This window comes from Mycobacterium europaeum, assembly GCF_002102155.1.
Taxonomy (GTDB): domain Bacteria; phylum Actinomycetota; class Actinomycetes; order Mycobacteriales; family Mycobacteriaceae; genus Mycobacterium; species Mycobacterium europaeum.
On the sequence record NZ_LQOU01000041.1, the window covers coordinates 1 to 24,694 of the forward strand.

Consider the following 24,694-nt stretch of genomic DNA (forward strand, 5'->3'; position numbering starts at 1 on the left):
CCCGACGACGATTCCGTGGGCATACCTGCATCCTCGTTTCCAAGGTCAGGAGCCTCCGGGATTTCCAGGGCGTTTCACAGGTGACACCGAGCTCGCTTGCCCAGACTGGGCGGGCTGAGAGGATGTCACTATGGCACGCCCGTATCCCCAGGAGTTCCGCGACGATGTCGTACGGGTCGCCCGCAATCGTGAGAACGGGGTGACACTCGAGCAGATCGCCGCCGATTTCGGGGTGCATCCGGTCACGCTGTCGAACTGGATGCGCCAGGCCGACGTCGATGAGGGCGCCAAGCCGGGCACGACGACCAGCGAGTCGTCGGAGCTGCGGGAGGCCCGTCGACGGATCAAGCTGCTTGAGCAGGAGAACGAAGTGCTGCGCCGGGCCGCGGCGTATTTGTCGCAGTCCAATCTGCCGGGAAAAGGCTTTACCCGCTCGTGAAAGAGCTCGCCGCCAACGGGATTCCCGTTGCGGTGACGTGCCGGGTCCTCAAGCTCGCCCGCCAGCCCTATTACCGCTGGCTGGCCGATCCGGTGACCGACTCCGAATACGTTGCCGCACATCGGGCCAACGCGTTGTTCGACGCCCACGCCGACGACCCCGAGTTCGGCTACCGATTCCTAGTCGAGGAGGCCCGCGACGCCGGGCATCCGATGGCCGAGCGCACTGCCTGGCGGATCTGCGCCGACAACGGCTGGTGGAGTGCGTTCGGTAAGCGCAGACGCGGTAAGAACGGGAAGGTCGGCCCGCCGGTCCACGATGACCTGGTCGGTCGCCGTTTCACCGCTGAGGTGCCAAATCGATTGTGGCTGGCCGATATTACCGAGCACCGCACCAGCGAGGGCAAGCTCTACCTGTGTGCGATCAAAGACGCGTTCTCCAACCGCATCGTCGGCTACTCGATCGACTCGCGCATGAAATCACGACTAGCCACCCAAGCCCTGGCCGGCGCTGTCGCACGCCGCGGTGACGTCGCCGGCTGCATCGTCCACACCGACAGGGGCAGTCAATTTCGAAGCCGACGATTCGTCCACGCTCTGGGCCGCTACGGGATCGATGGGCCGCGTCGGCGCAGCCGGCGACAACGCCGCGATGGAATCGTTCTTCAGCCTGCTACAGAAAAACGTGCTGAACCGCCGCCGCTGGGACACCCGCGAGCAACTGCGCATCGCCATCGTCACCTGGATCGAACGCACCTACCACCGCCGACGCCGCCAGGCCGCCCTCGGCCGGTTGACCCCGATCGAATACGAAGCAATCATGACCACACCGGCCAGCCAGGCCGCGTGAAGAAGCTGTCACCTATTCGTGCAGCAGACCCATGCTTGTCAAACTGCCCACTGCAAGCCAAATCCGGATCACGACTCGGGTTAGCGTTGGACAGCTAGACGTTCAAAGGGGATCGATGAACGGAACGGGCAAGACCACCATCGCGGTGATCGGCTTGCATCCCGTCGGACGCGGCGTGGATCGCCCGGAACACGTTCTGGTGGCCAGCGACGGTCGGGTGTTCGCCTCCGACAAGTCCTCAGCTGTCGCAGAACTCATCGATGAGCACACCGTCCGGCACATCGGCCAGGCCAGCGGCGAGCCGAACGGCATCGCGCTCGACCGCGACGGCCACTTCCTGATTGCCAATTGGGGCTTGGGCGCGCTGCAGGACCTCGACCCGACGACCGGCGCCATCACGGCGGTGCTGGCCGACCAACTCGATGGACGCCCGCTGAAGTGGCTAAACTTTGCGTGCGTGGATTCGATTGGTGCCCTGTGGTGTTCGGTGAGCACGGTGGCAGACGATCTTCTCGATACCATCGGGCGCGGAACGGCCGACGGGTTCATCTTCCGGGTCGCGCCGGATCACCAATCGGTGCACGTGGTCGCTGACGGGGTGAACTTCCCCAACTGTATGGCGCTGGATCGCAACGAGGACTACCTGTATGTGGTTCGCACGCTGACCGCCGACGTGGTGCGGTTTCCGATCGACGGCGAAACACTCGGCCCGCCAGAGCAATACGGCCCGCCGCTGGGGGACAGGCGCCCCGACGAGTACGGCCCCGACGCCGGCCGGTTCATGGGTGACCCGGACGTAGGCCGGCGGTGGGGGATGGCCGACGGATGCGCGTTCGACGCCGAGGGAAACCTCTGGGTCACACTCGTTTTGGCTAACAGGATCGTGGCGATCCGCCCGGACGGCACGGCGACGGTCGTCCTCGACGATCCCGACGGCGCGCTATTAAACGGCCCGACCAGCATCGCCTGGGGCGGGCAGGACATGCGCGACATCTACATCGGCTCGATCACGACGCCATATGTGCTCAAGGGCAGAAGCTCGGTGCCCGGCCTGCCGATAATCCACCAGCGCTAGCCCCCCGACGGCCCGGGCCGCATGAAGTCCGGCATCGCCGCTTGCGGGTCGGCCGGGATCATCGACTCGCCCAGTCCCCACAGCTGCCGAATGGTGGCACCGCCATCCACCACAAGCGTCTGGCCGGTGATGCGGGCGGCCAGCTCGGAGGACAGAAACAGCGCGGCGTTGGCGATGTCATGCGCGCGGGGCGCCGCCAGCGGGTTGATCCCGTTGACGTTGTACTCACCAGGCGGTTGATCCTCGTTGCCCGAGCCCACGTTGCCCGGCGCGACCGCATTGGCGCGGATGCCGTACCGGCCCAGCTCGTCGGCGAAGGTCTTCACCAGCGAGATGACGCCGGCCTTGGCGGCGCCGTAGGCGGCGTGGTAGGTCGCCGAGGCGATGCCGTCGACCGACGCGATCGCCACCAGCGACCCACCGCTGCCCTGGCCGATCATGTAGCGTGCCGCGGCCTGAAAAAGGTAGAACACCTGGGTCAGGTTGTAGTGGATTGCCGCGTCCCACAATTCGGTGGTGAAGTCCTCGACCTTCGACCAGTTCGCGCCCCCGATGATGTCGACGCACACGTCGATACCGCCCAGCGCTGCCTCGACGTCGTCGATCGCCCGCCCGACCTGCTCGGGATCGGTCATGTCGGCGACGATCGGGACGGCGGTGCCGCCCCGGCCGACGATCTCGCCGGCAACCTGCTCCGCGCGCGCCTCGTCGATGTCGATGCAGGCCACCGCGGCACCGGCCTCGGCCAGGGCCAGCGACGTGAACCAGCCGTGGCCCGCGCGCTCGGGGATGTAGCCCGCACCGGAGACCACCGCACGCTTACCCGAGAGCCCCAAATCGATCACGCCGACCTCCTTTGCGCCCCAACCGGTTCAGCCGCGGAACGGCCGTACTGGTGGAGTATCAAGGCGGCCTCGCCCGCAGTCAACGACGACTCACCGCGCCCGCCCGAAAGCGTCGCCGCCCGGTCAGGATGCCGACTGATGTTCCTCGAGTCCAGAGCTGCTGGTCTGAGGCGGTTCCTCGGTGGCTTTGCCCCGGAACGGCTCGACCACCTGCGTGCCCAACCACAGGAGCCCCCGGCCCACGCCAACCAGCGCCTGGCCGGTAATGGAACCGGCGGCTTCCAAGGTGGCGACGGCGGCGTCGAAGAAGCTCGGAATGTGGAAGTCCTCCCAGGTCTCGACCTGGTGCCGGCGGGCCTCCGCGAAACGGTCGAGCTCGTCGCGCAGGGCGTCGCGCTGCTTGGCCAGCTCGCGCACCGACCGGATGCGAAAACCGTCGACCGCATGGGACTTCGCGAACCGGTCGAGGATTTCCTTCGCCTTCTGGTAGATCTCGATGTCCTCGCGCAGGTGATGGTCGACGAGCTCGCGCGCCTCGTCGATCGCCCGCAGCAGGTGCTCGGGCTGCGTCGACTCGATGCGCGCGAGGTTCAGCCGCTGCCACTTGTGCAGCGATTCCTCGGTGATCACCAGCAGGCTCAGCGCGTCGCCAAGCCGGTTGTCCTCGAACGCATTACGCAGCCGCTCGGCGCGCTGCTGCACGGGCAGCCCGGGGTCGAAGGACGCCAGCATGCGGCTGACATGGTTGCGCAGCTGCTCGACGGTGACGTTGAGCGCCGGGCCCAGGGCGGCCACCGAATCCCAGTACGCCTCCGGCAGCGAGCCGTACTTCTCCAGCGAGTCGACCATCCGCGAAATGGTCAGGTGGTTGCCCAGCACATCTCCGGCGCGCTGGGCGCGGGCGACGTCGAGCACCGCTTCGACCTTGTCCTCCACCCGGCGGACCGCGTCCTCCACCTGCGCGACCGCCGACTTCAGCGCCACCTGCACGGCGATCATCTGCGCCGACATCATCGCCTCAGCGCCCAGCACCGCGGGCTGCCACTGCAGCGAGGCCAGCAGCTCCCCGGCGTCGACGCCCGTCGCCAGCCGGAAGAAGCCCTCGCCGAGGGGAACCAGGTTGCCTTCCTTCAGCGCGTCCACGGCGTCGCGATGCAGCTGCACGTACTTGCCGCAGTCGGCCAGCAGGGCGGCCACCCCGACGAGCCCGCTCGCCAGCGAGGCGGCGTCGATCCCGGCGACCCGCATGCCCGGCCCGGCGATGGAACGCAGCCGCGTCAGGTAGGACTCGACGGCGGCGGGGTCCCCGCCCAGCAGCAGCGCCTCGTCGTGCAGCGCGACCACGACCTCGTCGGCATCGGTCCCGGCCGACACGTCGAACATGTCGGTCGTGCTCACGGCGCCCCCTGATCCTTCGGCCTGGCAAATGCGGCCAACAGTTAACAGGAATTTGTCGGCTAGCAAATCGGGACGTTACACCCCTGTGCCGGGCACACCGCTTCCCTTCGCCGTGTGTTTGGCAGGAATTCACCGACGCCGGGAGCCGGCCTGCAGCGACGGCCGCGAGCAAACCCTAGACCCCGCCGGATAACCCACTCTGCGAGCGAGCAAATCACCCGTAACCTTCAGGTGTGCCCGCGAGTAGGACCCCCCGCCTGTCCGTGGAGGACTGGCTGCAGGCGGGCTACACGCTGCTCGCCGAGCAGGGGGTGCGCGCGCTCAAGATCGAGCGCCTCTGCCAGCAGGCCGGGGTCACCCGCGGGAGCTTCTACTGGCACTTCGACGACATGGACAGCTACCGCGCCGCGCTGGTCGACTCGTGGAACACCTTCCTGGAACAGGACCGGCAGTCGCTGGCCGAGCTGGACGCGCTGCCGCCGCGGGAACGCCTGTCGGCCATGATGGCGGCGCTGACCAGCCCGGGGCATTGGACGCTGGAACGCGCGATGCGCGAATGGGCCCGCACCGACCCGGCCGCCGCCGCCAACGTCCGCGCGGCCGACCGGCGCCTGCTGCGCGCCGTGACGAAGGCATACAGCGACTACGGCTTCAGCCCCGACGACGCCAGGCTGCGCGCCCAGCTGACCTTCGCCGCCGGCATCGGGCTGCTGCACCTGGCCGACTCGGCCCAGCAGGCGCAAAAGGCGGCGCAGCGGGAGGAATTCCTCGAGCTGATGCTCAAGGATTAGACCATCGCGATCGGGGAGATCTTGGCGCCAATCGCCAACGCCCCGGCCAACTCTCGGCTCACGTCGTAGTCGAACACCACATGCCCGGCCGCGATGTCCACGTCGCGCTTGAAGCGCTGCATCGGGTTGGACAGGAACTGCGCGCTGGCGCCGGAGGCCTCGACGAGGTCGGCGATGATCGCCTTGCTCTCGTGCACCGTGTGCGCGGCCGCCAGCCGCGCGTCGGCCCGCACCGCCCGGCTCACCCGTTCGCCGCGGACCACCAGGTCCTCGATGCCGCCGGCGGTCTCGTCGACCAGCGCCCGCAACGCGCGCAGCCGCACGCGCGCGCTCGCGAGCCGGATCTGTGCGGCCGGCTGATCCTTCTGCGCCGCACCGCTGTACGCCAGGACCCGGCCGCCCAGCCGTTCGGCGAACAGCTCGGTGACCCGTTCGGCGGCGCCGAGCACCGGCATCGACGCGACCAGCGCCAGGGCCGGCACCATCGGCCACCGATACGTCGGGGCGTCGTGGGTCCGTGCGCCCGGCGCCGTCCCGGCGTAGATGTCGGCCACCGAGACCAGGTGGTGCTCGGGGACGAGCACGTCGGTGACGACGACGTCGTGGGAGCCGGTGCCCCGCATGCCCGCGGTGTGCCAGGTGTCGGCGACCTCGACCTGGCCAGCGGGCACCAGCACCAGCGCCGGATCGATCCGGTCGGGCCGCTCGACGAGCGCCCCGACCATCACCCAGTCGGCGTCCATCGCGCCGGTGGCCCACGACCACCGGCCGGTCAGGCGCACGCCGCCGTCGGCCGGGGTGCCGCGGCCGGTGGGGGCCAGGGGAGCGGGCGCCAGCACCGGCCCCGAGGCGAACACCTGCTCCTGGGCCCGCAGGTCGAACAGCGAGAGCATCCAGTTGTGCAGGGCGTAGAACCCCAGCGTCCAGGCGCTGGACGCACAGCCGTGCGCCATGCGCCGAATCGGTTGCAGCAGTTCGGGAAACGACGCCTGGATGCCGCCGAAGCGGGCCGGCAGCAGCAGCCGGAACAGGTCGGTCCGCCGGAACTCGTCGACGGTCGCCGCCGGTAGCCGGCGCAGCCGCTCGGCCTCCTCGGCGCGCTCGGCCAGCCGGGCGACGAAGTCGTCGGTGATGCCGTGCAGCTGCCGGTCGTCGATCACGGACATGGCGCCGACCGTACCATACTTTTAAGTACGGTCCAGGTACCGTTGTCGGCCGAAAAGGGCTACAACTGCAGCATGAAAGCCAAGCGCCTGGCGGCGGTGTTGGTCGCGGTCGCGGCGGGGCCGGCGGCCGTCGCGCACGCGGATCCGTTCGAGCAGTTCCAGTCGCCCTCGGGCGACGTCACGTGCGTGATGGCGGCGTTCGGAGGCGACGCGCCCCGCGCGTCCTGCGGGGTGGCGGAACCCAGCTACGTGATGCCGCCCCGCCCGCGGTCCTGCGTCGGGGCGTTCGGTGACCAGATCGACCTGGTGCAGGGCAGCTCACCGGCCATGGTCTGCCACACGGACACCACGCGCGGCATCGGGCTGCCGACGCTCCCGGTCGGTGAGACGCGGTCCGTGGCCGCGCTCAGCTGCACGAGCGAGGCCGCCGCCATCACCTGCACCGACTCCTCCACCGGCCACTTCTTCCGGATTTCGCGCACGTCGTACACCACGAAATAACAGAGCAACCGCTCTGTTACTGTGGTGGGCGTGCCGCGTCCCCGGGTTCACGACCAGGATCAGATCCTGGATGCCGTCGAACGGCTGGCCGTGCAGGCCGGGCCCGCCGCGGTGACGATCAGGGCCGTCGGCGACGCGACCGGCGTGTCCAACGGCGCGCTGTATCACGCGTTCGGCTCGCGGGCGGGGCTCGTCGGGCGAGCGTGGCTGCGGGCCGGGCACCGATTCCTGGGCGTGCAAGCCGAATTGATCGACGCCGCACCGCGGGGCGACGCCGTGGCCGCCGTGGTGGCCGCGGCCGAGGCCCCGGCCGTCTTCGCCCACGACCACCCGGCGTCGTCGCGGCTGCTGCTGACCGTGCGGCGCGAGGAGCTGCTGGGCCCGCAGACGCCGCCCGACATCGCCGCACAGTTGCGTGACCTGGACCGACTGCTGGTGGAGTCGATGATCCGGTTGGCCCGCCTGCTGTGGGACCGCAAGGACGCGGCGGCCGTCGACGTCGTCACCATGTGCCTCGTCGACCTGCCGACAGCGATCCTGTTGCGCCGCAACCGAATCGACGACCCCGACGCGCGCGCACGGTTGCGCGCCGCGGTCACCGCCGTGCTCGGCGCCGGGGAACCCCGGCGCCACACCAGAGGAAAGGACGGGACATGACACCGATGTTGGGTTGGGACGACAAGATCGCGGTGCTACACCTCGGCGAGGACGAGAATCGGTTCTCCCCAAAGTTTCTCGACGCCGTCACCGAGCACCTCGACGAGATCGAGAAGGCCGGCGCCCAGGGGCTGGTCACCACCGCGGGCGGCAAGTTCTACACCAACGGGCTGGATCTGGACTGGCTGGGCGCGCACGCCGAGCAGACCCGGGACTACGTCGCGCGGGTGCAGGCGCTGCTGGCCCGCGTCCTGACCTTCCCGATGCCGACCGCCGCCGCGATCACCGGGCACGCCTTCGGCGCCGGCGCCATGCTGGCCATGGCCCACGACGTGCGGGTGATGCGCGCCGACCGGGGATTCTTCTGCTTCCCCGAGGTCGACATCCGCATCCCGTTCACCGATGGCATGGCCGCGCTGATTCAGGCCAAGCTCACGCCCCGCGCCGCGGTCGCCTCGATGACGACCGGGCGGCGGTTCGGTGGGGACGAGGCGGCCGAGTTCGGCATCGTCGACGCGACCGCCGCCGAGGGCGAGGTGACCGAGGCGGCGACCGGCCTGCTGCGCCCGCTGGGCGGCAAGGACCCCGGCACGCTCGGCGCGATCAAACAGACGATGTTCCGCGCCGCGGCGCGGGCGCTCACCGACGTCTGAGCGGTCGGTGACGCCGCGCCGATTGCTACCATCGCGCGGTGAGTCTCGGACCCGTTTCGCGCCGCGACGTGCTGAGATTCGCGCCGGCGCTGCTCGGTGCCGGCGCGCTGCTGAGCGCACCCTGCGCCCACGCCGGCCTGGCCGGGGCGGCCGTCTTCCTCGACCCCGGGCACAACGGCGTCAACGACGCCTCGATCAACCAGCAGGTCCCCAACGGGCGCGGCGGGACCAAGGCCTGCCAGACCTCCGGCGCCGCCACCGCCGACGGCTACCCCGAGCACGCGTTCACCTGGGCCGTCGTGACGCTGATCAGCGAGTCGCTGAACCAGATGGGCGTGCGCACCCAACTCTCCCGCGACAACGACAACTCCGTCGGCCCGTGCGTGGACCAACGCGCGGCGGCCGCCAACGCGATGCGCCCGGACGCGATCGTGAGCATCCACGCCGACGGGGGACCGGCCTCGGGCAGCGGATTCCACGTGAACTACTCCAGCCCGCCGCTGAACGACGTCCAGGCCGGCCCGGCCGTCCAGCTGGCCACCACCATGCGGGATGCGCTGTCGCAGGCCGGGTTCCAGCCCGCCAACTACATCGGGTCGGGCGGCCTGTACGGCCGCGACGACCTGGCGGGGCTGAACCTGGCCCAGTACCCGGCCGTCCTGGTCGAACTCGGCAACATGAAGAACGCCGAGGACGCCGCGCGCATGCAAAGCCCCGACGGCCGGGCGCGGTACGCCGCCGCGGTCACCCAGGGGATCGTCAACTTTCTGAACGCCAAAGGCGCCGAGTAGCCGAGCGGTCGCTCAGCCGCTGAAGCCCCGGACCGGGGGCGCCCCGGCGCCGCTGGTGCCCGCGTCGAGGTGGCTGGAGGCGAAGGCGACGCCTTTGTCGATCATGGCGCCGTCGTCGGCGTAGGTGTTGTGGGCGGCGAAGTTCATGCCGTCGGAGCAGACCGGGTCTTCGGTGGCGCAGACCTTGATGGTCTTGTCCTGATACGCCGGGCCGATGACCACCGGCGGCTCGCCGAGGAAGTTCATGGCGCGCACGTTGGGCATGCCGAACAGCACGACCGAGGAGACGTGGCTGGCCACCGAGGGGTCCAGGGGCCTGGGCACGGTGTTGGGGTCGACGCCGTCGGGCACCGACGGTGAGGTGACGAAGCCCATCACGGCCGCGCCCTGGGAGTAGCCGCCGAGCACCATTCTGGTGTTGGGGCAGTCGTGGGCCATCGAATTGACATGAGCCGCGGCGTCTCTGATGCCGTCGACGCCGGTGTCCCATTGGTCGCTGGCGGGGTAGTTGACCGGGTAGACGTCGAAGGACTTGGCGCCCACGCGCGAGTGCAGCGCGTCGACGAAGGCTTGTCCGGTGGGGCCCACGCCGGGGGCTTCGCCGGTGCCGCGGGCGAAGACCACCTGGACGTCCGGACATTGGGCGGCGGCGGTGGGCAGGGCGGAACCGACGAGGGCCGACGCGCCGAGGCCGGAGGCGGCGGCGACTGCTGGAGCTAGGGAACGGACGAAGTGACGTGCGATCATGCCGCGACTGATGCCCATGCGGACCCCTCCCAAACTGTCAACCTGGCGAACAATCGTCATTGTTTCCTGTATACCTAGGCGCCGCAACAAGCGTCGGATGAGCGCCGCGTGTCGGGCCACCGATTACGTCGTCCAGCGAACGGTCCGGAGGACAACCGCCATCTACCGAAACCGCCCCGGGCCGCCGTTTGGTGCCGGCTTACGAGGGTAGCCGGTCCGGCGGACACGCTGACGAGACGGATAGGTGATGACATGGCTACGGATGAAACGGGTTTCGACGACGTGACGTTCGATCTTATCTCGGTGCAGTACCACTCGCTGAAGGCGGGACACGACTACGGCCAATACGTGCGCGACGCGAAAAACGCAGGCATGGACGACGTCGCATCGTTCTTCAGCGAGATGATGGCCCAGGATTCCGAGCGTGCCCGGCGCTGCCACGAGTTCCTGGGCCGCCTGCAGACGACGGCCCCGGCCGGGCCGGCCGCACGGTGAGAACACCGGCAACGCGCCGCGTCGCAGGTTCGCCCCTGCGGCAAGAACTTTAGTCGGAGGGCGGTCATGCGCTCCGCCATCCGCACGACCGTCCTCCCGAACGGCCGTCTTCCCTGCGTCAGCTGCATGGCATGGCGGTCGTTGTGCGGCACGATCGCGACGCGATCGCCGATTGCCAGGCTCGCACATTGATGTCGGCAAGGTCACATGCCGGCAAACACGCACGCGCCCTACGCACAGCTCTATTAGAATTTCGTAAGATAAATGAAAGTTCTTTGTGGGTAAGCGCGGAGCAAGAGCAAGTGAGCACGGAGCAGGGTGTGAACACGAACCTTTTTGACGCCGTCATCGTCGGCGCGGGCTTTGGGGGCATCGGTGCCGCGATCCAGCTCAAGCGCCTCGGGTACGACAACTTCGTCATCGTCGAGCGCGAGGACGACCTGGGCGGTACCTGGCACGTCAACCACTACCCGGGGATCGCCGTCGACATCCCGTCGACCACCTACTCCTACTGGTTCGAGCCCAACCCGGACTGGTCGCGGCTGTTCGCGCCGGGCGCCGAGGTGAAGAAGTACGCCGGGGACGTCGCCGACAAGTACGACGTGCGCAACAAGATGCGGTTCAACACCACGGTGGAAGGCGCCCAGTGGGACGAGGACGCCGCGGTGTGGCGGGTGGCGCTGGCCGGCGGGGAGACCCTGACGGCCCGTTTTCTGATCACCGCCACGGGCTTCCTGTCCCAGCCGCGCATGCCGGACATCCCGGGCGTCGCCAGCTTCGAGGGCAAGGTGGTCCACACCACCGCGTGGGACCACGGACACCGCTATCGGGGACAGCGCATCGCGGTCATCGGGACCGGGGCGTCGGCGGTGCAGGTCATTCCGGAGCTGGCCAAAAAGGCCGCGGAGCTGACCGTCTACCAGCGCACGGCCACCCACGTGCTGCCGAAGTTGGACTTCGGGTTCTCCCCGGGGGTGCGGCGGCTGTTCGCCCGGGTGCCGGCGGCCCAGCGTGCGCTGCGGTGGGTGACCGACGTCCTGCTCGAGATCATCATGGTCGTCGGGGCGCTGCACTTCAAAGAGTCCCACGGACGGGGCAACATCTCCGCCTCCGACCTGGCCAAGATCAACCGTTTCCGGTGGATCCGCGACAAGGAACTGCGCAAGAAGTTCACGCCGGACTACGACTTGGGCTGCAAGCGGCCGACCTTTTCCAACGCCTTCTACCGCGCATTCACCCAGCCCAACGTGCACCTGGAGACCAACTCGATCGCGCGGATCGAGGCGGACGGCGTCGTCACCACCGACGGGCGCAAGACCGTCGTGGACACCCTGGTCCTGGCCACCGGCTTCGACCTGTGGGAGGCCAACTTCCCGGCCATCGAGGTGGTCGGCCGCAAGGGCCGCAACCTCGGCAAGTGGTGGCGGGAGACCCGGTTCCAGGCCTACCAGGGCGTCACCATGCCGTACTTCCCCAACTTCCTGAGCCTGGCCAGCCCGTTCGCCTTCTCCGGACTGTCCTTCTTCCACACCATCGAATACCAGATGCGGCACATGGACCGGCTGCTCGGCGAGGTCAAGCGCCGCGGCGCGACGACCTTCGAGGTGACCGAGGAGGCCAACGACCGGTTCATGGCGCGGATGACCAAACGGCTGGACAACACGGTGTTCTACTCCGGCAACTGCGCCACGTCGCGGTCCTACTACTTCAGCCCCAGCGGTGAGGCGTCGCTGCTGCGGCCGACATCGACGCTGAACTCGGTGCGGGAGGCCGCGACGTTCCCGCTCACCGACTACGTGATCGCGTAACGCAACACCCGTCACACAGCCCCTGGCGGAGACGGCCGGTCCAGTGACGCGTGTCGCCGATGGGACGTCGGCGATTCGGTGAAAACACCCCCGGTCCCGTTTGCGCGCGCCGGAGCGGGGTAATCGGGCCTGAAGCAGACACGCGGACTCTCCGTCCGCTACCGATGCGAAAGCCGATGGGGCCCAATGGAAACACTGTGCCGGGGATGTGCCTTCCTGGCGATCACCTTCGCCTTCGCGCTGGGTGGCATCGATGCGCCCGCGCATTCGGTGGCCGACTCGACCACACAGCAACTGCTGCCCACGCACGCCCAACCGCCGGAAGGAACACATTGACCATCGCCACCGGGCCCAGCCAGCCCAACACGTTGTCGGCCCTCCTGCGGCTGCTGGGCGTCCAGAACGCCTCCGCCTACCAGCACCGCCCCGCCCTGGCCCAGTGGTTCGAGCAGAACACGCCGAGCGCGGACCTGCGAGTCAGCTTGCGCGCCAACGGCTATGGAGTGATGTTCCTGTCGTCGCTGCGCCCGATGCGCTCGACGGTTTCCGGGCTGCGTGCAATCGCCTAGGGCCCGGCCGGCCAATCGGCCAGCGTGTCCAGATACAGCCCGCGCACCTCGGCGATGCGATCGGGCAACGCGTCGAGCGTCCAGTCGTCGACCGGGATCGGCGGAAGGACCGCGACGTCGACGGTGCCCGGGTGAATCTCCATGGACTCGCGCGCGGCGATGATCTCCGCGTTGCGGATCACGATCGGCACGATCGGAACCCCCGCCGCCATCGCGATCCGGAACGCGCCCTTCTTGAACGGCCCCACCCCGGTGGTCTCCAGCGACGTGCCCTCCGGGGCGATCAGGATCGACAGCCCCTCCTTCGCGCGCTCTTCGACCTGGTGCAGGGTTTCCACCGCCGCGGCGGTGTCGTCGCGGTCGAGGAACACCCCGTCGTTCAACTTCAGCAGCGTGCCGATGATCGGGTCGCGCGCCAGCTCCTTCTTGGCGATCTTGATCCAGTTGTCGCGCATCAGCGCGGCGGCGACGAACGGGTCGACCCGGTTGCGGTGGTTGTAGAGGAACACGGCCGGGCGCTCCGCCGTGAGGTTGTGTGCGCCAACGACATTGATGCGGATGCCATTGGTGGCGAGCAGTACCTTGGGCCAGGTGGAGGTGAAGAAGTTGACCCCGTGTCGGCGGCTCCGGCTCAGCAGGCCCACCCCCAGCGCGCCCGCGGCGAGCGGGAGGGCCAACCCGAATCCCGCGACCATCGATACCTGCCTGCGGAGGCCGGCGATCGGCCCGCCGGAGCGCGGGACATCCCAGCCGCCCGGGTCGGCGGGTGGCGGGTTGCCGGCCGGGGCCGGATCCGCCAGCTCGCCTCCGGCGGTCATCGCCGCGACGCGCCGGGCCAGCGAACCGGGCGCCGCCCGGCGCGCATCGCGCGCAGCTTGTCGCGCGCCTTCGCCGAGGTGAAGTGCAGGTTGTCGGGATCGTAGAAGAACCGCATCGTCCGGAACGGGAAGTACAGCAGCAGCAGCGTGGTGATCGCCGTGTAGCCCGCGGGACTCCTGACGCCGTGCAGGTCGGTCGTCCTGGTATAGCGCGTGACATACCGGTAGAACTCTCGCGGTGACGATTCCACCCGGCGGGCCGACATGGCGACGACCATGCCCGGCTCGTAGGCGATCTCGAAGTCGTTCTTGAACAAGGTCAGCGCGAGATCCACGTCCTCGTGCAGGCGGTCTTCGAGGTCCAGCTGCGTCAGATGGCGCACCGACTTCCACGCCTGGGCGCGAATCGCCATGTTGGCGCCGATGAGGAACCGCTCGTTCTTCGCGTACTTGTGCACCTTGCCGCGCAGGGTGGCGTCGGTCCAGAACAGGAACCCCCGCAGCGGCATGTCGTGAAAGCCGATGGGGCCGCTGGCCGCGTCGACGTCGGGATCCTCGAACCGGCGGCGAATGGTCTCGACCCAGTCCCTGGCGATGACGGAGTCGGCGTCGGTCCGGGCGATGATGTCGCTTCGCGCGTGATCGAAGCCCTGGTTGCGCGTCGGGGCAATGCCCTGATGGTCGTTTTGCTCGATCAGCTGAATGTCGATGTGCGGGTTCTCGGCCTGATACCGGCGCACGATCGCCGCGGTGTTGTCGGTCGACTTGTTGTCGACGACGATGATCTCCTCGGGTGCCGACGTCTGGTCGAGGCACGATGCCAGACATTTCCCGATATAACGTTCCTCGTTATAAGCCGGAATGACGATCGCGACGGACGGCTGTTGGGCCATTGCTCAGAGACCAATCTGCGAAGGCGCAGAATCGGAATCTGGCATTGGCCCCGACCCTGCGCCGGTGGAACGTGCGCGCCGAATTACTCACCGCAAGAATTCGCCACGCTCATTGATTCGGACCCTATGGCAACCGCGGCCCGGCCTGCCTCCGAATATCGCTTCTTTTCTCGAAACCTTAACCCCGGAAGGGCGACTTGTTCAACACGTGTCTACGTTGAGCACGTGGGAGTGCAGTTTACTGCCGGTCGTGGCATTCCGCTCGGCTTCGACGGCCATGCGCCCCGGCCGCTGCTCGACAGTCCAGAAAACGAAAAGCCCCGCCGCGCATGGGGACTGGCAACTTTGGGCAGGCTAACCTGCACGGTACGCGGCGTCGGTGTGTCGCCGGTCACCGGCCCGCCGGATCCCCCTGCGGCCGCCGCCGGATGCGGCCGGCGGGCGAGCAGCCGGCAATTATTCGATTTCGCAGTCGTCACCGCCCGCCGTAGCGTACGTTTACCGCGTAACGCGCCATCTCCAAAGTCGGCGTCCGTGCTGAGCTGCACCGTGTACGTTACGAGAAACCTCGGGGCAAAGGGTAATAATTGAAATCCGCGTGACCAAGAATCGCACGGCCACCGCACATCCGGAACAGCCATTCATCGCACGCGCCATCCGCCGACTTTCGATCCCGATCATCTTCGGGTGGCTGGCAATCACGGTCGTCGTTACCCTCGGCGTCCCATCGCTGGAAAAAGTCGGACAAGAACACTCCGTGTCCATGACGCCCGAAGAAGCGCCGTCGATCCAGGCGATGAAGCGGATGGGCAAGGTTTTCGCCGAATCCGACTCCGACAACGCGGCGATGATCGTCCTCGAGGGCGACCGCCCGCTCGGCGACGAGGCGCACACGTTCTATGCCGCCCTGATCCGCAAGCTCAGGGACGATCCGCGACACGTCCAGCACATCCAGGATTTCTGGGGCGACCCGCTCACCGCCGCGGGCGCGCAAAGCGCCGACGGCAAGGCCACCTACGTGCAACTGGACCTCGCCGGTAACCAGGGCGAGGCCCTGGCGGCCGAATCGATCGACGCCGTCCGGGGCATCGTCGCCCGAACGCCCCCGCCCGCCGGGCTCAAGGTCTATCTGACCGGGCCGTCGGTGCTGATCGCGGACATGCACGCCAGCGGCGACAAGTCGCTCGTCTTGATCACCGCGACGACCATCCTGGTGATCTTCGTCGTGTTGCTCGCGGTGTACCGCTCGATCGTCACCGTCGTGCTGCTGCTGCTCTTGGTGGGTGTCGAGTTCGTGGCCGCGCGCGGAACCGTGGCGTTGCTCGGCGACCTGGGCGTCATCGGGCTTTCCACCTTCGCCATCAACCTGCTCACCTCGCTGAGCCTCGCGGCCGGAACGGACTACGGGATCTTCCTGCTGGGCCGCTACCAAGAGGCACGTCAGGCCGGCGAGGACCGGGAGACCGCCTACTACACCACCTACCACGGGGTCGCCCACGTCATCCTGGGGTCCGGCTTGACGATCGCGGGCGCGACGTACTGCCTGAGCTTCACCCGGTTGCCCTATTTCCAATCCCTCGGCATACCCTGCGCGGCCGGCATGCTCGTCGCCGTGGCGGCGGCGCTCACGCTGGGGCCCGCGGTTCTCACCGTCGGCAGTCGCTACGGCCTCTTCGACCCCAAGCGGATGATCAAGGTTCGCGGCTGGCGACGGATGGGCACGGTGGTCACCCGCTGGCCCGCGCCGGTTCTGGCGGCGACGTGCGGCGTCGCCCTCGTCGGGCTGCTCGGGTTGCCCGGGTACAAGACCAGCTACAACGACCGGCAATACGTTCCCGCGGACCTGCCGGCCAACGCGGGATACGCCGCGGCGGACCGCCACTTCTCCCAGGCGCGGATGAAGCCGGAGATCTTGTTGGTCGAGGCCGACCACGATCTGCGCGACCCGGCGGACATGTTGGTATTGAACAAGTTAGCCAAAGGCGTGCTCGCCGTGCCGGGCGTTTCCCGGGTGCAGGCGATAACCCGGCCCGACGGGACCACGCTCCCGCACACCACGCTGCCCTTCATGATCGGCGCGCAAAACGCCGTCCTGGCCGAAAACAGCGCCTTCCAGAGGCAACGCATGGACGACCTGCTCAGGCAGGCCGACGAGCTGGCGAAGATGATCGCCATCATGCGGCGCATGCACGAGCTGATGTCGCAGCTGGCCGCCACGACCCACCACCTGACCGGCGAAACCCACGACATGCAAGCGATCACGGCCGAATTGCGGGACCGCATCTCGGATTTCGAGGACTTCTGGCGCCCCATGCGCAGCTATTTCTACTGGGAACGGCACTGTTACGACATCCCCGTCTGCTGGTCGCTGCGATCCATCTTCGACGCGATCGACGGCGTGGACGAAATCACCGACAGGCTGGGCGATTTGGTCGCCGACCTGGACAAGCTCGACGCGCTGCTGCCCGAGCTGATCGCCCAGCTCCCCCCGATGATCGACGCCATGGAAAGCATGCGGACGATGATGCTGACGATGCACAGCACCATGTCCGGGGTGCTCGGCCAGCTCGACGAGAACGGCAAGGACCCCGGCGCCATGGGCCAGGCCTTCGACGCAGCCAAGAACGACGACTCCTTCTACCTGCCACCGGAAGTCTTCGACAACCGAGACTTCAAGCGGGGCATGGAGATGTTCTTGTCGCCGGACGGCAAAGCCGCGCGCCTGTTCATCCTGCACCGCGGCGACCCGGCGACACCCGAGGGTTTCGCGCGGGTCGAGGCGATCAAGAGCGCGGCCGAGGAGGCGCTGAAGACCACCCCGCTGGAAAACGCCAGAATCTCCCTCGGCGGCACCGCGGCGGTGTTCAAGGACATCTCCGACGGTGCCACCTACGACCTGATGATCGCGGCGATCTCCTCGCTGTGCCTCATCTTCATCATCATGCTGGTGATCACCCGCAGCCTGGCCGCGGCCGTGGTGATCGTGGGGACGGTGGCGCTGTCACTGGGCGCCTCGTTCGGGCTCTCAGTGTTGTTGTGGCAGTACCTCATCCGGATGGAGCTGCACTGGCTGGTGCTCGCGATGTCGGTGATCATCCTGCTGGCCGTGGGGTCGGACTACAACCTGCTCCTGGTCGCCCGGTTCAAGCAGGAGATCGGCGCCGGGCTCAACACCGGCATCATCCGGGCGGTCGGGGGTACCGGCAAGGTGGTGACGAACGCGGGCCTGGTGTTCGCCTTCACCATGGCCTCCATGGCGGTCAGCGACCTTCGGGTGCTCGGCCAGGTGGGCACGACCATCGGCCTGGGCCTGCTGTTCGACACCCTGGTGGTGCGCGCGTTCATGACCCCGTCCATCGCCGCCCTGCTGGGCCGCTGGTTCTGGTGGCCGCTGACGGTGCGGCCGCGCCCCGCCAGCGCGCTGCTGCGGCCGACGGGGCCCCGGCCGGCGGTGCGCGCCCTGCTGGGCGAGTAGCTAGGTCAGCTGGGCCAGCGTGGTGACGACGATGAGGGCCAGCACGGCCACGCCGATGACGTGCACCTGGCGCCGGGGTGTCAATCGCTTCGGCAGGGGCCGCTGCTGCAGGGTGTGCTGGCGGCGTACGGCGATCAGGAACGTCCCCAACGCGACGGCGCCGGCCAGCCCGGCGGGGACCAAGTCGGCCGGGCGGACGGACCCGTGCAGGTTCCTGATCATCAGCAGGGCGCCGTTGGCCAGGAACGCGAACGAGGTCCGGGTCCAGGCCAGCGTCGTCCGCTCGGCCTGGCCCCCGCGGTCCGCCGGCGAGTCGCTCAAGCCATGACCGCCTTCGCGATCACCAACGCGAGCGCGATGAGCCCGACGGCCGTCAGGCCCACCGCCAGGTAGGTCGGCGAGGGATGCCGTGGCAGCGGGGTCCCGTGGCGCATGGCGCGATCCGCCTGCTGCCAACGCAGCAAGCCCATCCCGCTGGTCAGAATGGCCAGCAGCGCAAGCCCCCCACCGAGCACCCGGCGCGCACCGGGGACCCCCAGTTCCGGGACCAACTGCACGAGCGCCACCGCCGCCGCGAGCAGGCCCAGCGCCGTGCGCTGCCACGCCAGAAAAGTCCGCTCATTGGCGAAGGTGAAGCGGTAGTCGGGCTCGTGCTCTTCGGCGCTGTCGGTGTCGGCCACGAGGCACATCGTTGCATGATGAAGGCTGTGGTCAAGGCGCTGCTGTTCGACGTGCAAGGCACGGCGACGGATTTTCATTCGACGGTGTGCGAGCAGGCGCGGCGGATCAGCGCCGGGCGTCACCCGGAAGCCGACTGGCCCGAGCTGGTACGGCGTTGGCGCGCAGGCTACTTCGCGACGCTGGCCGGTGCGGAGCGTCGGGGCGCCGGGTGGGTGTCGGTGCACTCGGTGTATCGGCGGGCCCTCGACGCCGTCCTGGACGAGCGCGGCATCACCCTCTCCGGCGCCGAGCGCGACGAGTTGACCCTGGCCTGGCAGCGGCTCGAGCCCTGGCCCGACGCGGTGCCCGGGCTGACCCGGCTTCGCGCCGCCCACACCCTGGCCACCCTGTCGAACGCCGACGTGTCGGCCGTCATCGGCATCTGCAAGCGGGCGGGGTTGCCCTTCGACGCGATCTTCGCCGCGGAGATGGCCGGGGCGTTCAAGCCCGACCCGGCGGTCTATCGGATGGCCGCGACGTACCTGGGTCTGGACGCCGGCGAGATCATGATGGTGGCCAGCCACAAGTACGACCTCCGCGCCGCGGCCGGGCTCGGGTTCCGGACCGCCTTCGTCGCCCGCCCGCTCGAGTTCGGTGCCGACGGTGACGCCGACGTGACCTATTCCGACGAATTCGACGTCAACGCGTCCGACTTCCTTGACCTGGCAACGCAACTCGGCTGCTGATCAGCGACGGGTCCGGCTTCTCCGACGACATCGACAGGAAGCCGCGCGCGCAGCGCGCGGCCAGCAGCCAATTGGCGGGCTTCTTCATGTCCAGCCCGCCCAGCAGCTGCTTGATCATGGTCAGCGTGTCGAAATAAATGCGTTCGCAGACAAGCGTTTCGGTGTCGTCGAAGACGAAGTAGGCGGTCATGCGGACCCGGAACCGGCTGCCCGTCGGAGGAACCTTGCCCAGGTAACCCAGATGCGTGCCCATCAACCAGAACTCGACGATCACCGCGTCGGCGCTGTGCCGCAGCGCGATGATCTCGTGGTCCTGGTCGGGAAACGCGGTGCGGGTGTAGGCGTAGTAGTCGCGCACCGCCCGATCGCCGTCGTGGACGATCATCTGCGGGATCAGCTCGTAGCGCGGATGCGGGAAGGTCGACAACACGTCGTCCCAGGCCTGGCGGACCTCGTCGTGGAAGTGGTCGAGCACGAGCTTCTGGCGGGCGGCAAGTACGTCCGCGGAGGGGAACGCGGGGATCGTCATGCAGGTAACGATAAACCCGGCGAGCAGACGCAAAGTCGCACAATTTGGCGCCTTGCTGTGCGAGTTTGTGTCTGCTCGCGACATCCCGTCCGGGTGCGCGCTACCCCCGGGGCGGGGTCCAGGCGACCGGCAGCGCCTTGATGCCGTGGATGAACTGCGACAGCAGCCGGGCGGGCTCGTCGACCGCGACGATGTCGGGTATCTCGCGGCGCAACTCGTCGAAGATGACCCGGATCTCGCGGCGGGCGAGGTTGGCGCCGAGGCAGAAGTGCGCACCGCCGCCACCGAAACCGAAGTGCGGGTTAGGGGTTCGCGCCAGGTCGAAGAGCCACGGGTTGGCGAACGTCGCCTCGTCGCGGTTGGCCGAGTTGTACCACAACACGACCTTGTCGCCCTCCGCCATCTTGGTGCCGCTCAGCTTGAAGTCGCGGGTCAGCGTCCGCCGCATGTAGACCACCGGCGAGGCCCACCGCACGATCTCCTCGACCGCCGTGGGCGCCAGGCGGTCGAAGTTGGCCCACCACTTGTCCCGCTCGTCGGGATAGCGCGACAGGGCCAGCACGCCGTGGCTGATCGCGTTGCGCGTCGTCTCGTTGCCGGCCACCACCAGCAGGATGAAGAACGACGCGATCTCCGCCGACGACAGCCGTTCGCCGTCGACCTCGGCTTCCACCAGGCTGGTGGTCAGGTCGTCGTGGTGGTTGACGCGGCGGTCCTCCGCCAGCGCGGAGGCATAGGCGCCGATGTCCATCGAGATCTTCAGGAATTCGTCGAAGTCGGTCGTCAGGTCGGGGTCGCCGAACCCGAGAATCACGTTGGTCCAGTGGAAGATTCGCTGATGGTCTTCCTCGGGGATCCCCATCATGTCGCAGATGATCTGCAGCGGCAGCGGGCCGGCCAGCTCGGTGACCAGGTCGGCTTCCCCGTTGGGATGGTTGGCGATCAGCGAGGCGACCAGCCGGCGGGCCCGCTCGCGCACCGACGCCTCGATGCGCGCCACCACCTTCGGGGTGAACGCGCGGCTGACGATCGAGCGCAGCCGCTGGTGCCGCGGATCGTCGAGCACGATCATCGAGCCGAAGTATTCGGCGATCTCCGGCGCGTTGTCGTTGACCGTGATGTTGGGGCTGGAGCTGAAGATCTCCGGATGACGGCTGGCGAAGTGCACGTCGTCGTGCTTGGTGAGCGACCAATAGCCCTCGCCGGCCTCGAATCCCTCCATCTCGATCGCGGGCCAGAACGAGATGGGGGCCTCGCGGCGCAGGGTGGCGAAGGCGCCGTCGCGGAAGTCGTCGTCTTGCCCCCAGAAGTCCAGCGAGTCGAGGTGGATGTCGGAGAGGGGAACCTCGGGTGGTGGCGCCCCATTCGTCCGTGTCGCGATACCCGTCTTCAGACTCACCGAGAACCTCCTGCGAAACCGTTAGTGGGCACAGACCGTCCTGCCGCCCGCCGCCTGCGCGTCGGCGACCACGTTGCCGTCGAGCAGGATCCGGCAGCGCAGGGGGCCGGCGCCCTGCGCGCTGATCACGTACACCTGCCCGCCGAAGGCGGTGAACTCCGTCGACCACGGCAGCGGCACGTTGACCTGGTGCAGCTGACCGGCGTCGGTCTGGTACGAGATGTACTGCGCGACGGGGCCGCCGGTCACCTCGTAGCGGGCGTGGGGCATCTGCGGGATGGCATGGGCCACCCCCGGGACCGTCGCGGCCCAGCCGACTCCGACGGCGAACAGGATCTTCAGGCCGCGCCGATGCTTCGTCATGATTTGCATCGTGTCACCACACGCGGTGCTACGGAAGCTTTCCGCCCAGACGAAGCGGCGCCGCTCTAGGGTGAGTCCCACGGGGGCTGGCACGGGAAGGTGAGTATGTCGGAACACGGCGCAAAACGTGTGGTGGTTTGGGGCACCGGCTTCGTCGGCAAGATGGTGATCGCCGAGATCGTCAAGCATCCGCTGTTCGAATTGGTGGGTGTGGGCGTCAGCAACCCCGACAAGGTCGGGCGCGACGTCGGCGAGATCTGCGGGCTGCCCGAGCCGGTCGGCATCATCGCCACCGACGACGTCGAGGCGCTGATCGCGCTGAAGCCCGACGCACTGGTGCACTACGGCCCCACGGCGATGCACGCCCAGGACAACATCGCCCTGATGACCCGCTTCCTGCGGGCCGGGGTCGACGTCTGCTCGACCGCGATGACCCCGTGGGTGTGGCCGACGATGCACCTCAACCCGCCGCAGTGGATCCAGCCCATCACCGAGGCGTGCGAGCTGGGGGGATCGTCCTGCTTCACTACCGGCATCGACCCCGGATTCGCCAACGACCTGTTCCCGATGACGCTGATGGGCCTGTGCTCGGAGGTGCGCCGGGTGCGCGCCTCCGAGCTGCTCGACTACACCAACTACGAGGGCGATTACGAAGTCGAGATGGGCATCGGCCGCGAGCCCGAATACCGCCCGCTGCTGGAAGACTCCAACATGTTGATCTTCGCGTGGGGTGCCACGGTCCCGATGATCGCCCACGCGGCCGGCATCATGCTCGACGAGATCACCACCACCTGGGACAAGTGGGTGACGCCGACCGAGCGCAACACCGTCAAGGGCGTGATCAAGCCCGGCCACGTCGCCGCGGTCCGGTTCACCATCAACGGGATCTACAAGGGCGAGACCAGGATTCAGCTCGAACACGTCAACCGCATCGGCATCGACGCCGCGCCCGACTGGCCCTCCGGCCACGACAACGACGTCTACCGGGTGGAGATCGAGGGCACGCCGAGCGTCCTCCAAGAGACCGCGTTCCGGTTCACCGACGGATCGGGCCGCGACGCGGCCACGGCCGGGTGCCTGGCGACCGGAATGCGGGCCCTCAACGCCGTGCCCGCCGTCAACGACCTGCGGCCGGGCTGGGTCACGCCGCTCGACCTGCCGCTGATCGCCGGCGCCGGCAACATCCGCTGACCGGCCGGCGCACAGCCGGCACCTAGGTTCCCCTGAGACGCGGTACAGGATTCTTCGGCACAATAACGGCTAGCCTGGGATGCGAGTTGGGTGAAGCTGGGGTAGGGACACATGGCCAATGGAGCTGGAACCGCGCTGGGTCTGTCGATCGGTGCCACCAACCTGGCGGCGATGTCCGCCGGCCGGGCCCTCACCCGCAAGGCCGTCCTGACGCTCTACCCCGAGCGCGCGCCGGAGGTGGGCATCCCCGCAGAGAACCCGCGGCTCGACCAGCCCGGGCTGGTGCTGACCGGGTTCGTGAACCGGGTCTCCGACCCGCGGGGAGTGGTGGCGGCCGACGGCTCGGTGCACCGCGGCGAGGAACTGATCGCCGACGCCGTGCGCGCGCTGGCCTACGCCCTCGCCGGCGGGCGGCCCCTGCCCGACAGCGTCGCCGTGACCTACCCCGCCCACTGGGCCTCCCCGGCCGTCGACGCCGTGGGCGCCGCGCTGAGTTCGGTCGCCGAATGGTCCAACCGCACGCGGCCGCTGCTGCTGATCCCCGACGCCGCGGCCGCGCTGCTCGCCGTGCGGAGCGGCCCCGGCATACCGCGCAGGGGGACCGTGGCGGTGTGCGACTTCGGCGGCACCGGCACCAGCGTCACCTTCATGCGCGCCGACGGCGACTACCAGGCGCTGGCCCCCACCGTGCGGCTGAACGACTTCTCCGGTGACGTGATCGATCAGGCGCTGCTGAGCGCCGTCATCTCCAACATGTCCGCCGCCCCCTCCTTCGACCAGGCGGGCACCGTGACGATCGGCTCACTGAGCCGGCTGCGGACCGCGTGCCGGGGCGCCAAGGAGGAGCTGTCGTCGAGCACGGCCACCACCGTGACCGACGGGCTGACGGGGGAAATCCGGGTCACCCGCGCCGAGCTCGACGAGGCGATCCGCACGCCGCTGGACCGGTTCGTGGCCGTCCTGGAAAACACCTTGGCGCGCAACGGGATCCAGGACCTGGCGGCGGTCGTCTCGGTTGGCGGCGGGGCGAACATCCCCGCGATCACCACCACGCTGTCGCAGTACTTCCGCGTCCCCGTCATCACCACGCCGCGTCCGCACCTGACGGCCGCCTCCGGCGCCGCGCTGCGGGCCGCGCACGGTCCCGGCGAGATGCCTGCGGCGGCGACGGCGTCGGCGCCCGCCGCGCCCGTCACGGCGACCGCGCAGGCCGCCCCGGCGGCGGCGATCACCGGCGTCGCCGCCGTGCGGGCCTGGTCGCAGACCGGTAAGCAACCGCAGGTCACGCCCGCCCCCGCCGCGGAAGAGGCCGGCGAAGGGGCCACCGACGAGCCCGCGTCCGACAAGCGCAAGAGCCACCTGTTCCGGCTGCCGGTCCTGGCCGCGATCGTCGGCGCGGCGGCGGCGGTGGCGCTGGTGGGGACGGCCGTCACTATCGGGCTGACCTCGGCGAATAAGTCGGCGACGACGCAGACGCCGGGAGTGATCAGCAGCCGGGCTCCCGCGCCGCCCGCACAGACCGCGACCGCGCAGCCGCCCCCGCCCGCCGAAGAGGCTCCCGCTCCGTCGACCACGGGCACCAACCCGCCCGTCAACACCGAGACGCCGTCGACCAGCGTCCCGTCAGCCAAACCGCAACAGGCCCCGCCGCTGGCGGCCGCGCCGCGCCCGGCCGTCCCGCGGGTACCGGAGGTCCCGCCCATTCCGGCGGTGCCCGGTGTCAACGAACCGATCCCCGGCATCGACCGGGTCAACCAGATCATTCAGGGCATCGGGGGAGACTTGGGCATCAGCGGCATCCCCCAATTGGACCCTCAGCTGGGAACGACCCGATAG

At 68.7% G+C, this 24,694-nt stretch carries 24 protein-coding genes and 2 pseudogenes; 15 read left to right on the plus strand and 11 right to left on the minus strand.

Annotated elements, in window-relative coordinates; all coding sequences use genetic code 11:
- Window positions 1–130: 130 nt before the first annotated feature.
- Both AWC03_RS27060 and AWC03_RS18820 read left to right on the plus strand, forming a co-directional pair.
- Window positions 131–1,288 (plus strand): annotated as a pseudogene (locus tag AWC03_RS27060) (IS3 family transposase).
- Between the two features lie 115 nt (window positions 1,289–1,403).
- Window positions 1,404–2,363 (plus strand): SMP-30/gluconolactonase/LRE family protein, encoded by a 960-nt coding sequence (locus AWC03_RS18820; RefSeq protein WP_158089980.1) that lies wholly within the window; start codon window positions 1,404–1,406, stop codon window positions 2,361–2,363.
- Here AWC03_RS18820 and AWC03_RS18825 read toward each other — a convergent pair.
- Both AWC03_RS18825 and AWC03_RS18830 read right to left on the minus strand, forming a co-directional pair.
- A complete protein-coding gene (locus AWC03_RS18825; protein WP_085242235.1) occupies window positions 2,360–3,208 on the minus strand; it encodes an SDR family NAD(P)-dependent oxidoreductase in 849 nt (282 codons plus the stop codon). The genes AWC03_RS18820 and AWC03_RS18825 overlap by 4 nt on opposite strands.
- Before the next feature lie 123 nt (window positions 3,209–3,331).
- Window positions 3,332–4,591 carry a hypothetical protein gene (locus tag AWC03_RS18830; protein ID WP_085242327.1) on the minus strand — a complete coding sequence of 420 codons (1,260 nt, stop codon included), beginning with the start codon at window positions 4,589–4,591 and terminating at the stop codon, window positions 3,332–3,334.
- Window positions 4,592–4,839: 248 nt separating this feature from the next.
- On the opposite strand from AWC03_RS18830, the gene AWC03_RS18835 reads away from it, so the two are divergent.
- Window positions 4,840–5,397: a TetR/AcrR family transcriptional regulator gene (locus tag AWC03_RS18835; protein WP_085242236.1), complete on the plus strand. Its 558-nt coding sequence runs from the start codon at window positions 4,840–4,842 to the stop codon at window positions 5,395–5,397.
- On the opposite strand, the gene AWC03_RS18840 is transcribed toward AWC03_RS18835, so the two are convergent.
- Window positions 5,394–6,563: an acyl-CoA dehydrogenase family protein gene (locus AWC03_RS18840; RefSeq protein WP_085242237.1), complete on the minus strand. Its 1,170-nt coding sequence runs from the start codon at window positions 6,561–6,563 to the stop codon at window positions 5,394–5,396. The genes AWC03_RS18835 and AWC03_RS18840 overlap by 4 nt on opposite strands.
- Before the next feature lie 72 nt (window positions 6,564–6,635).
- On the opposite strand from AWC03_RS18840, the gene AWC03_RS18845 reads away from it, so the two are divergent.
- The 4 genes from AWC03_RS18845 to AWC03_RS18860 are packed head-to-tail and all read left to right on the plus strand — an operon-like array spanning window position 6,636 to window position 9,165.
- A complete protein-coding gene (locus tag AWC03_RS18845) occupies window positions 6,636–7,064 on the plus strand; it encodes a DUF6636 domain-containing protein (RefSeq protein ID WP_142278434.1) in 429 nt (142 codons plus the stop codon).
- Window positions 7,065–7,094: 30 nt separating this feature from the next.
- Window positions 7,095–7,721 carry a TetR/AcrR family transcriptional regulator gene (locus AWC03_RS18850; RefSeq protein WP_085242328.1) on the plus strand — a complete coding sequence of 209 codons (627 nt, stop codon included), beginning with the start codon at window positions 7,095–7,097 and terminating at the stop codon, window positions 7,719–7,721.
- Entirely contained in the window at window positions 7,718–8,374 is a 657-nt protein-coding gene (locus AWC03_RS18855; RefSeq protein ID WP_085242239.1) for an enoyl-CoA hydratase-related protein, read from the plus strand. Before AWC03_RS18850 ends, AWC03_RS18855 begins: the two co-directional genes overlap by 4 nt.
- Window positions 8,375–8,412: 38 nt before the next feature.
- Window positions 8,413–9,165, plus strand: a complete 753-nt coding sequence (locus AWC03_RS18860) for an Rv3717 family N-acetylmuramoyl-L-alanine amidase (RefSeq protein ID WP_085242240.1) — start codon at window positions 8,413–8,415, stop codon at window positions 9,163–9,165.
- A gap of 12 nt (window positions 9,166–9,177) precedes the next feature.
- On the opposite strand, the gene AWC03_RS18865 is transcribed toward AWC03_RS18860, so the two are convergent.
- The gene (locus AWC03_RS18865) at window positions 9,178–9,930 is read right to left on the minus strand and encodes a cutinase family protein (protein WP_085242241.1); all 753 of its coding nucleotides are present in this window, start codon (window positions 9,928–9,930) and stop codon (window positions 9,178–9,180) included.
- A 234-nt stretch (window positions 9,931–10,164) separates the two neighbouring features.
- Here AWC03_RS18865 and AWC03_RS18870 point away from each other — a divergent pair, with 234 nt between their 5' ends.
- The 4 genes from AWC03_RS18870 to AWC03_RS18880 all read left to right on the plus strand — a co-directional run bounded on the left by AWC03_RS18870 (window position 10,165) and on the right by AWC03_RS18880 (window position 12,784).
- Window positions 10,165–10,407, plus strand: a complete 243-nt coding sequence (locus AWC03_RS18870) for an acyl carrier protein (RefSeq protein ID WP_085242242.1) — start codon at window positions 10,165–10,167, stop codon at window positions 10,405–10,407.
- A gap of 320 nt (window positions 10,408–10,727) precedes the next feature.
- Entirely contained in the window at window positions 10,728–12,215 is a 1,488-nt protein-coding gene (locus AWC03_RS18875) for a flavin-containing monooxygenase (protein ID WP_085242329.1), read from the plus strand.
- A 186-nt stretch (window positions 12,216–12,401) separates the two neighbouring features.
- Window positions 12,402–12,551: a hypothetical protein gene (locus tag AWC03_RS27305; RefSeq protein WP_158089981.1), complete on the plus strand. Its 150-nt coding sequence runs from the start codon at window positions 12,402–12,404 to the stop codon at window positions 12,549–12,551.
- Window positions 12,548–12,784: a hypothetical protein gene (locus tag AWC03_RS18880; protein ID WP_085242243.1), complete on the plus strand. Its 237-nt coding sequence runs from the start codon at window positions 12,548–12,550 to the stop codon at window positions 12,782–12,784. Before AWC03_RS27305 ends, AWC03_RS18880 begins: the two co-directional genes overlap by 4 nt.
- Window positions 12,785–12,792: 8 nt before the next feature.
- Here the strand turns inward: AWC03_RS18880 and AWC03_RS18885 are convergent.
- A pseudogene (locus tag AWC03_RS18885) lies at window positions 12,793–13,563 on the minus strand (lysophospholipid acyltransferase family protein); the annotation flags it as partial.
- Between the two features lie 35 nt (window positions 13,564–13,598).
- Window positions 13,599–14,495: a glycosyltransferase family 2 protein gene (locus tag AWC03_RS18890; RefSeq protein WP_085242245.1), complete on the minus strand. Its 897-nt coding sequence runs from the start codon at window positions 14,493–14,495 to the stop codon at window positions 13,599–13,601.
- Between the two features lie 598 nt (window positions 14,496–15,093).
- On the opposite strand from AWC03_RS18890, the gene AWC03_RS18895 reads away from it, so the two are divergent.
- The gene (locus AWC03_RS18895) at window positions 15,094–17,970 is read left to right on the plus strand and encodes an MMPL/RND family transporter (protein WP_276328779.1); all 2,877 of its coding nucleotides are present in this window, start codon (window positions 15,094–15,096) and stop codon (window positions 17,968–17,970) included.
- On the opposite strand, the gene AWC03_RS18900 is transcribed toward AWC03_RS18895, so the two are convergent.
- Window positions 17,971–18,291 carry a DUF202 domain-containing protein gene (locus tag AWC03_RS18900; RefSeq protein WP_085242247.1) on the minus strand — a complete coding sequence of 107 codons (321 nt, stop codon included), beginning with the start codon at window positions 18,289–18,291 and terminating at the stop codon, window positions 17,971–17,973.
- Entirely contained in the window at window positions 18,288–18,659 is a 372-nt protein-coding gene (locus tag AWC03_RS18905) for a YidH family protein (protein ID WP_085242248.1), read from the minus strand. Before AWC03_RS18905 ends, AWC03_RS18900 begins: the two co-directional genes overlap by 4 nt.
- 6 nt (window positions 18,660–18,665) lie before the next feature.
- Here AWC03_RS18905 and AWC03_RS18910 point away from each other — a divergent pair, with 6 nt between their 5' ends.
- Entirely contained in the window at window positions 18,666–19,376 is a 711-nt protein-coding gene (locus AWC03_RS18910) for a haloacid dehalogenase type II (RefSeq protein WP_085242249.1), read from the plus strand.
- Here the strand turns inward: AWC03_RS18910 and AWC03_RS18915 are convergent.
- The 3 genes from AWC03_RS18915 to AWC03_RS18925 all read right to left on the minus strand — a co-directional run bounded on the left by AWC03_RS18915 (window position 19,330) and on the right by AWC03_RS18925 (window position 21,667).
- Window positions 19,330–19,905, minus strand: coding sequence for an ester cyclase (locus AWC03_RS18915; RefSeq protein WP_085242250.1), 576 nt, complete (start codon window positions 19,903–19,905; stop codon window positions 19,330–19,332). The two genes, AWC03_RS18910 and AWC03_RS18915, sit on opposite strands and share 47 nt — an antisense overlap.
- Window positions 19,906–20,005: 100 nt before the next feature.
- Window positions 20,006–21,304 (minus strand): cytochrome P450, encoded by a 1,299-nt coding sequence (locus AWC03_RS18920; RefSeq protein WP_085242251.1) that lies wholly within the window; start codon window positions 21,302–21,304, stop codon window positions 20,006–20,008.
- A 21-nt stretch (window positions 21,305–21,325) separates the two neighbouring features.
- A complete protein-coding gene (locus AWC03_RS18925; RefSeq protein WP_208859416.1) occupies window positions 21,326–21,667 on the minus strand; it encodes an MmpS family transport accessory protein in 342 nt (113 codons plus the stop codon).
- Between the two features lie 105 nt (window positions 21,668–21,772).
- Here AWC03_RS18925 and AWC03_RS18930 point away from each other — a divergent pair, with 105 nt between their 5' ends.
- Together AWC03_RS18930 and AWC03_RS18935 are read left to right on the plus strand one after the other, a co-directional pair.
- A complete protein-coding gene (locus AWC03_RS18930; protein WP_085242253.1) occupies window positions 21,773–22,858 on the plus strand; it encodes an NAD(P)H-dependent amine dehydrogenase family protein in 1,086 nt (361 codons plus the stop codon).
- 111 nt (window positions 22,859–22,969) lie between these two features.
- The gene (locus AWC03_RS18935) at window positions 22,970–24,694 is read left to right on the plus strand and encodes an Hsp70 family protein (protein ID WP_085242254.1); all 1,725 of its coding nucleotides are present in this window, start codon (window positions 22,970–22,972) and stop codon (window positions 24,692–24,694) included.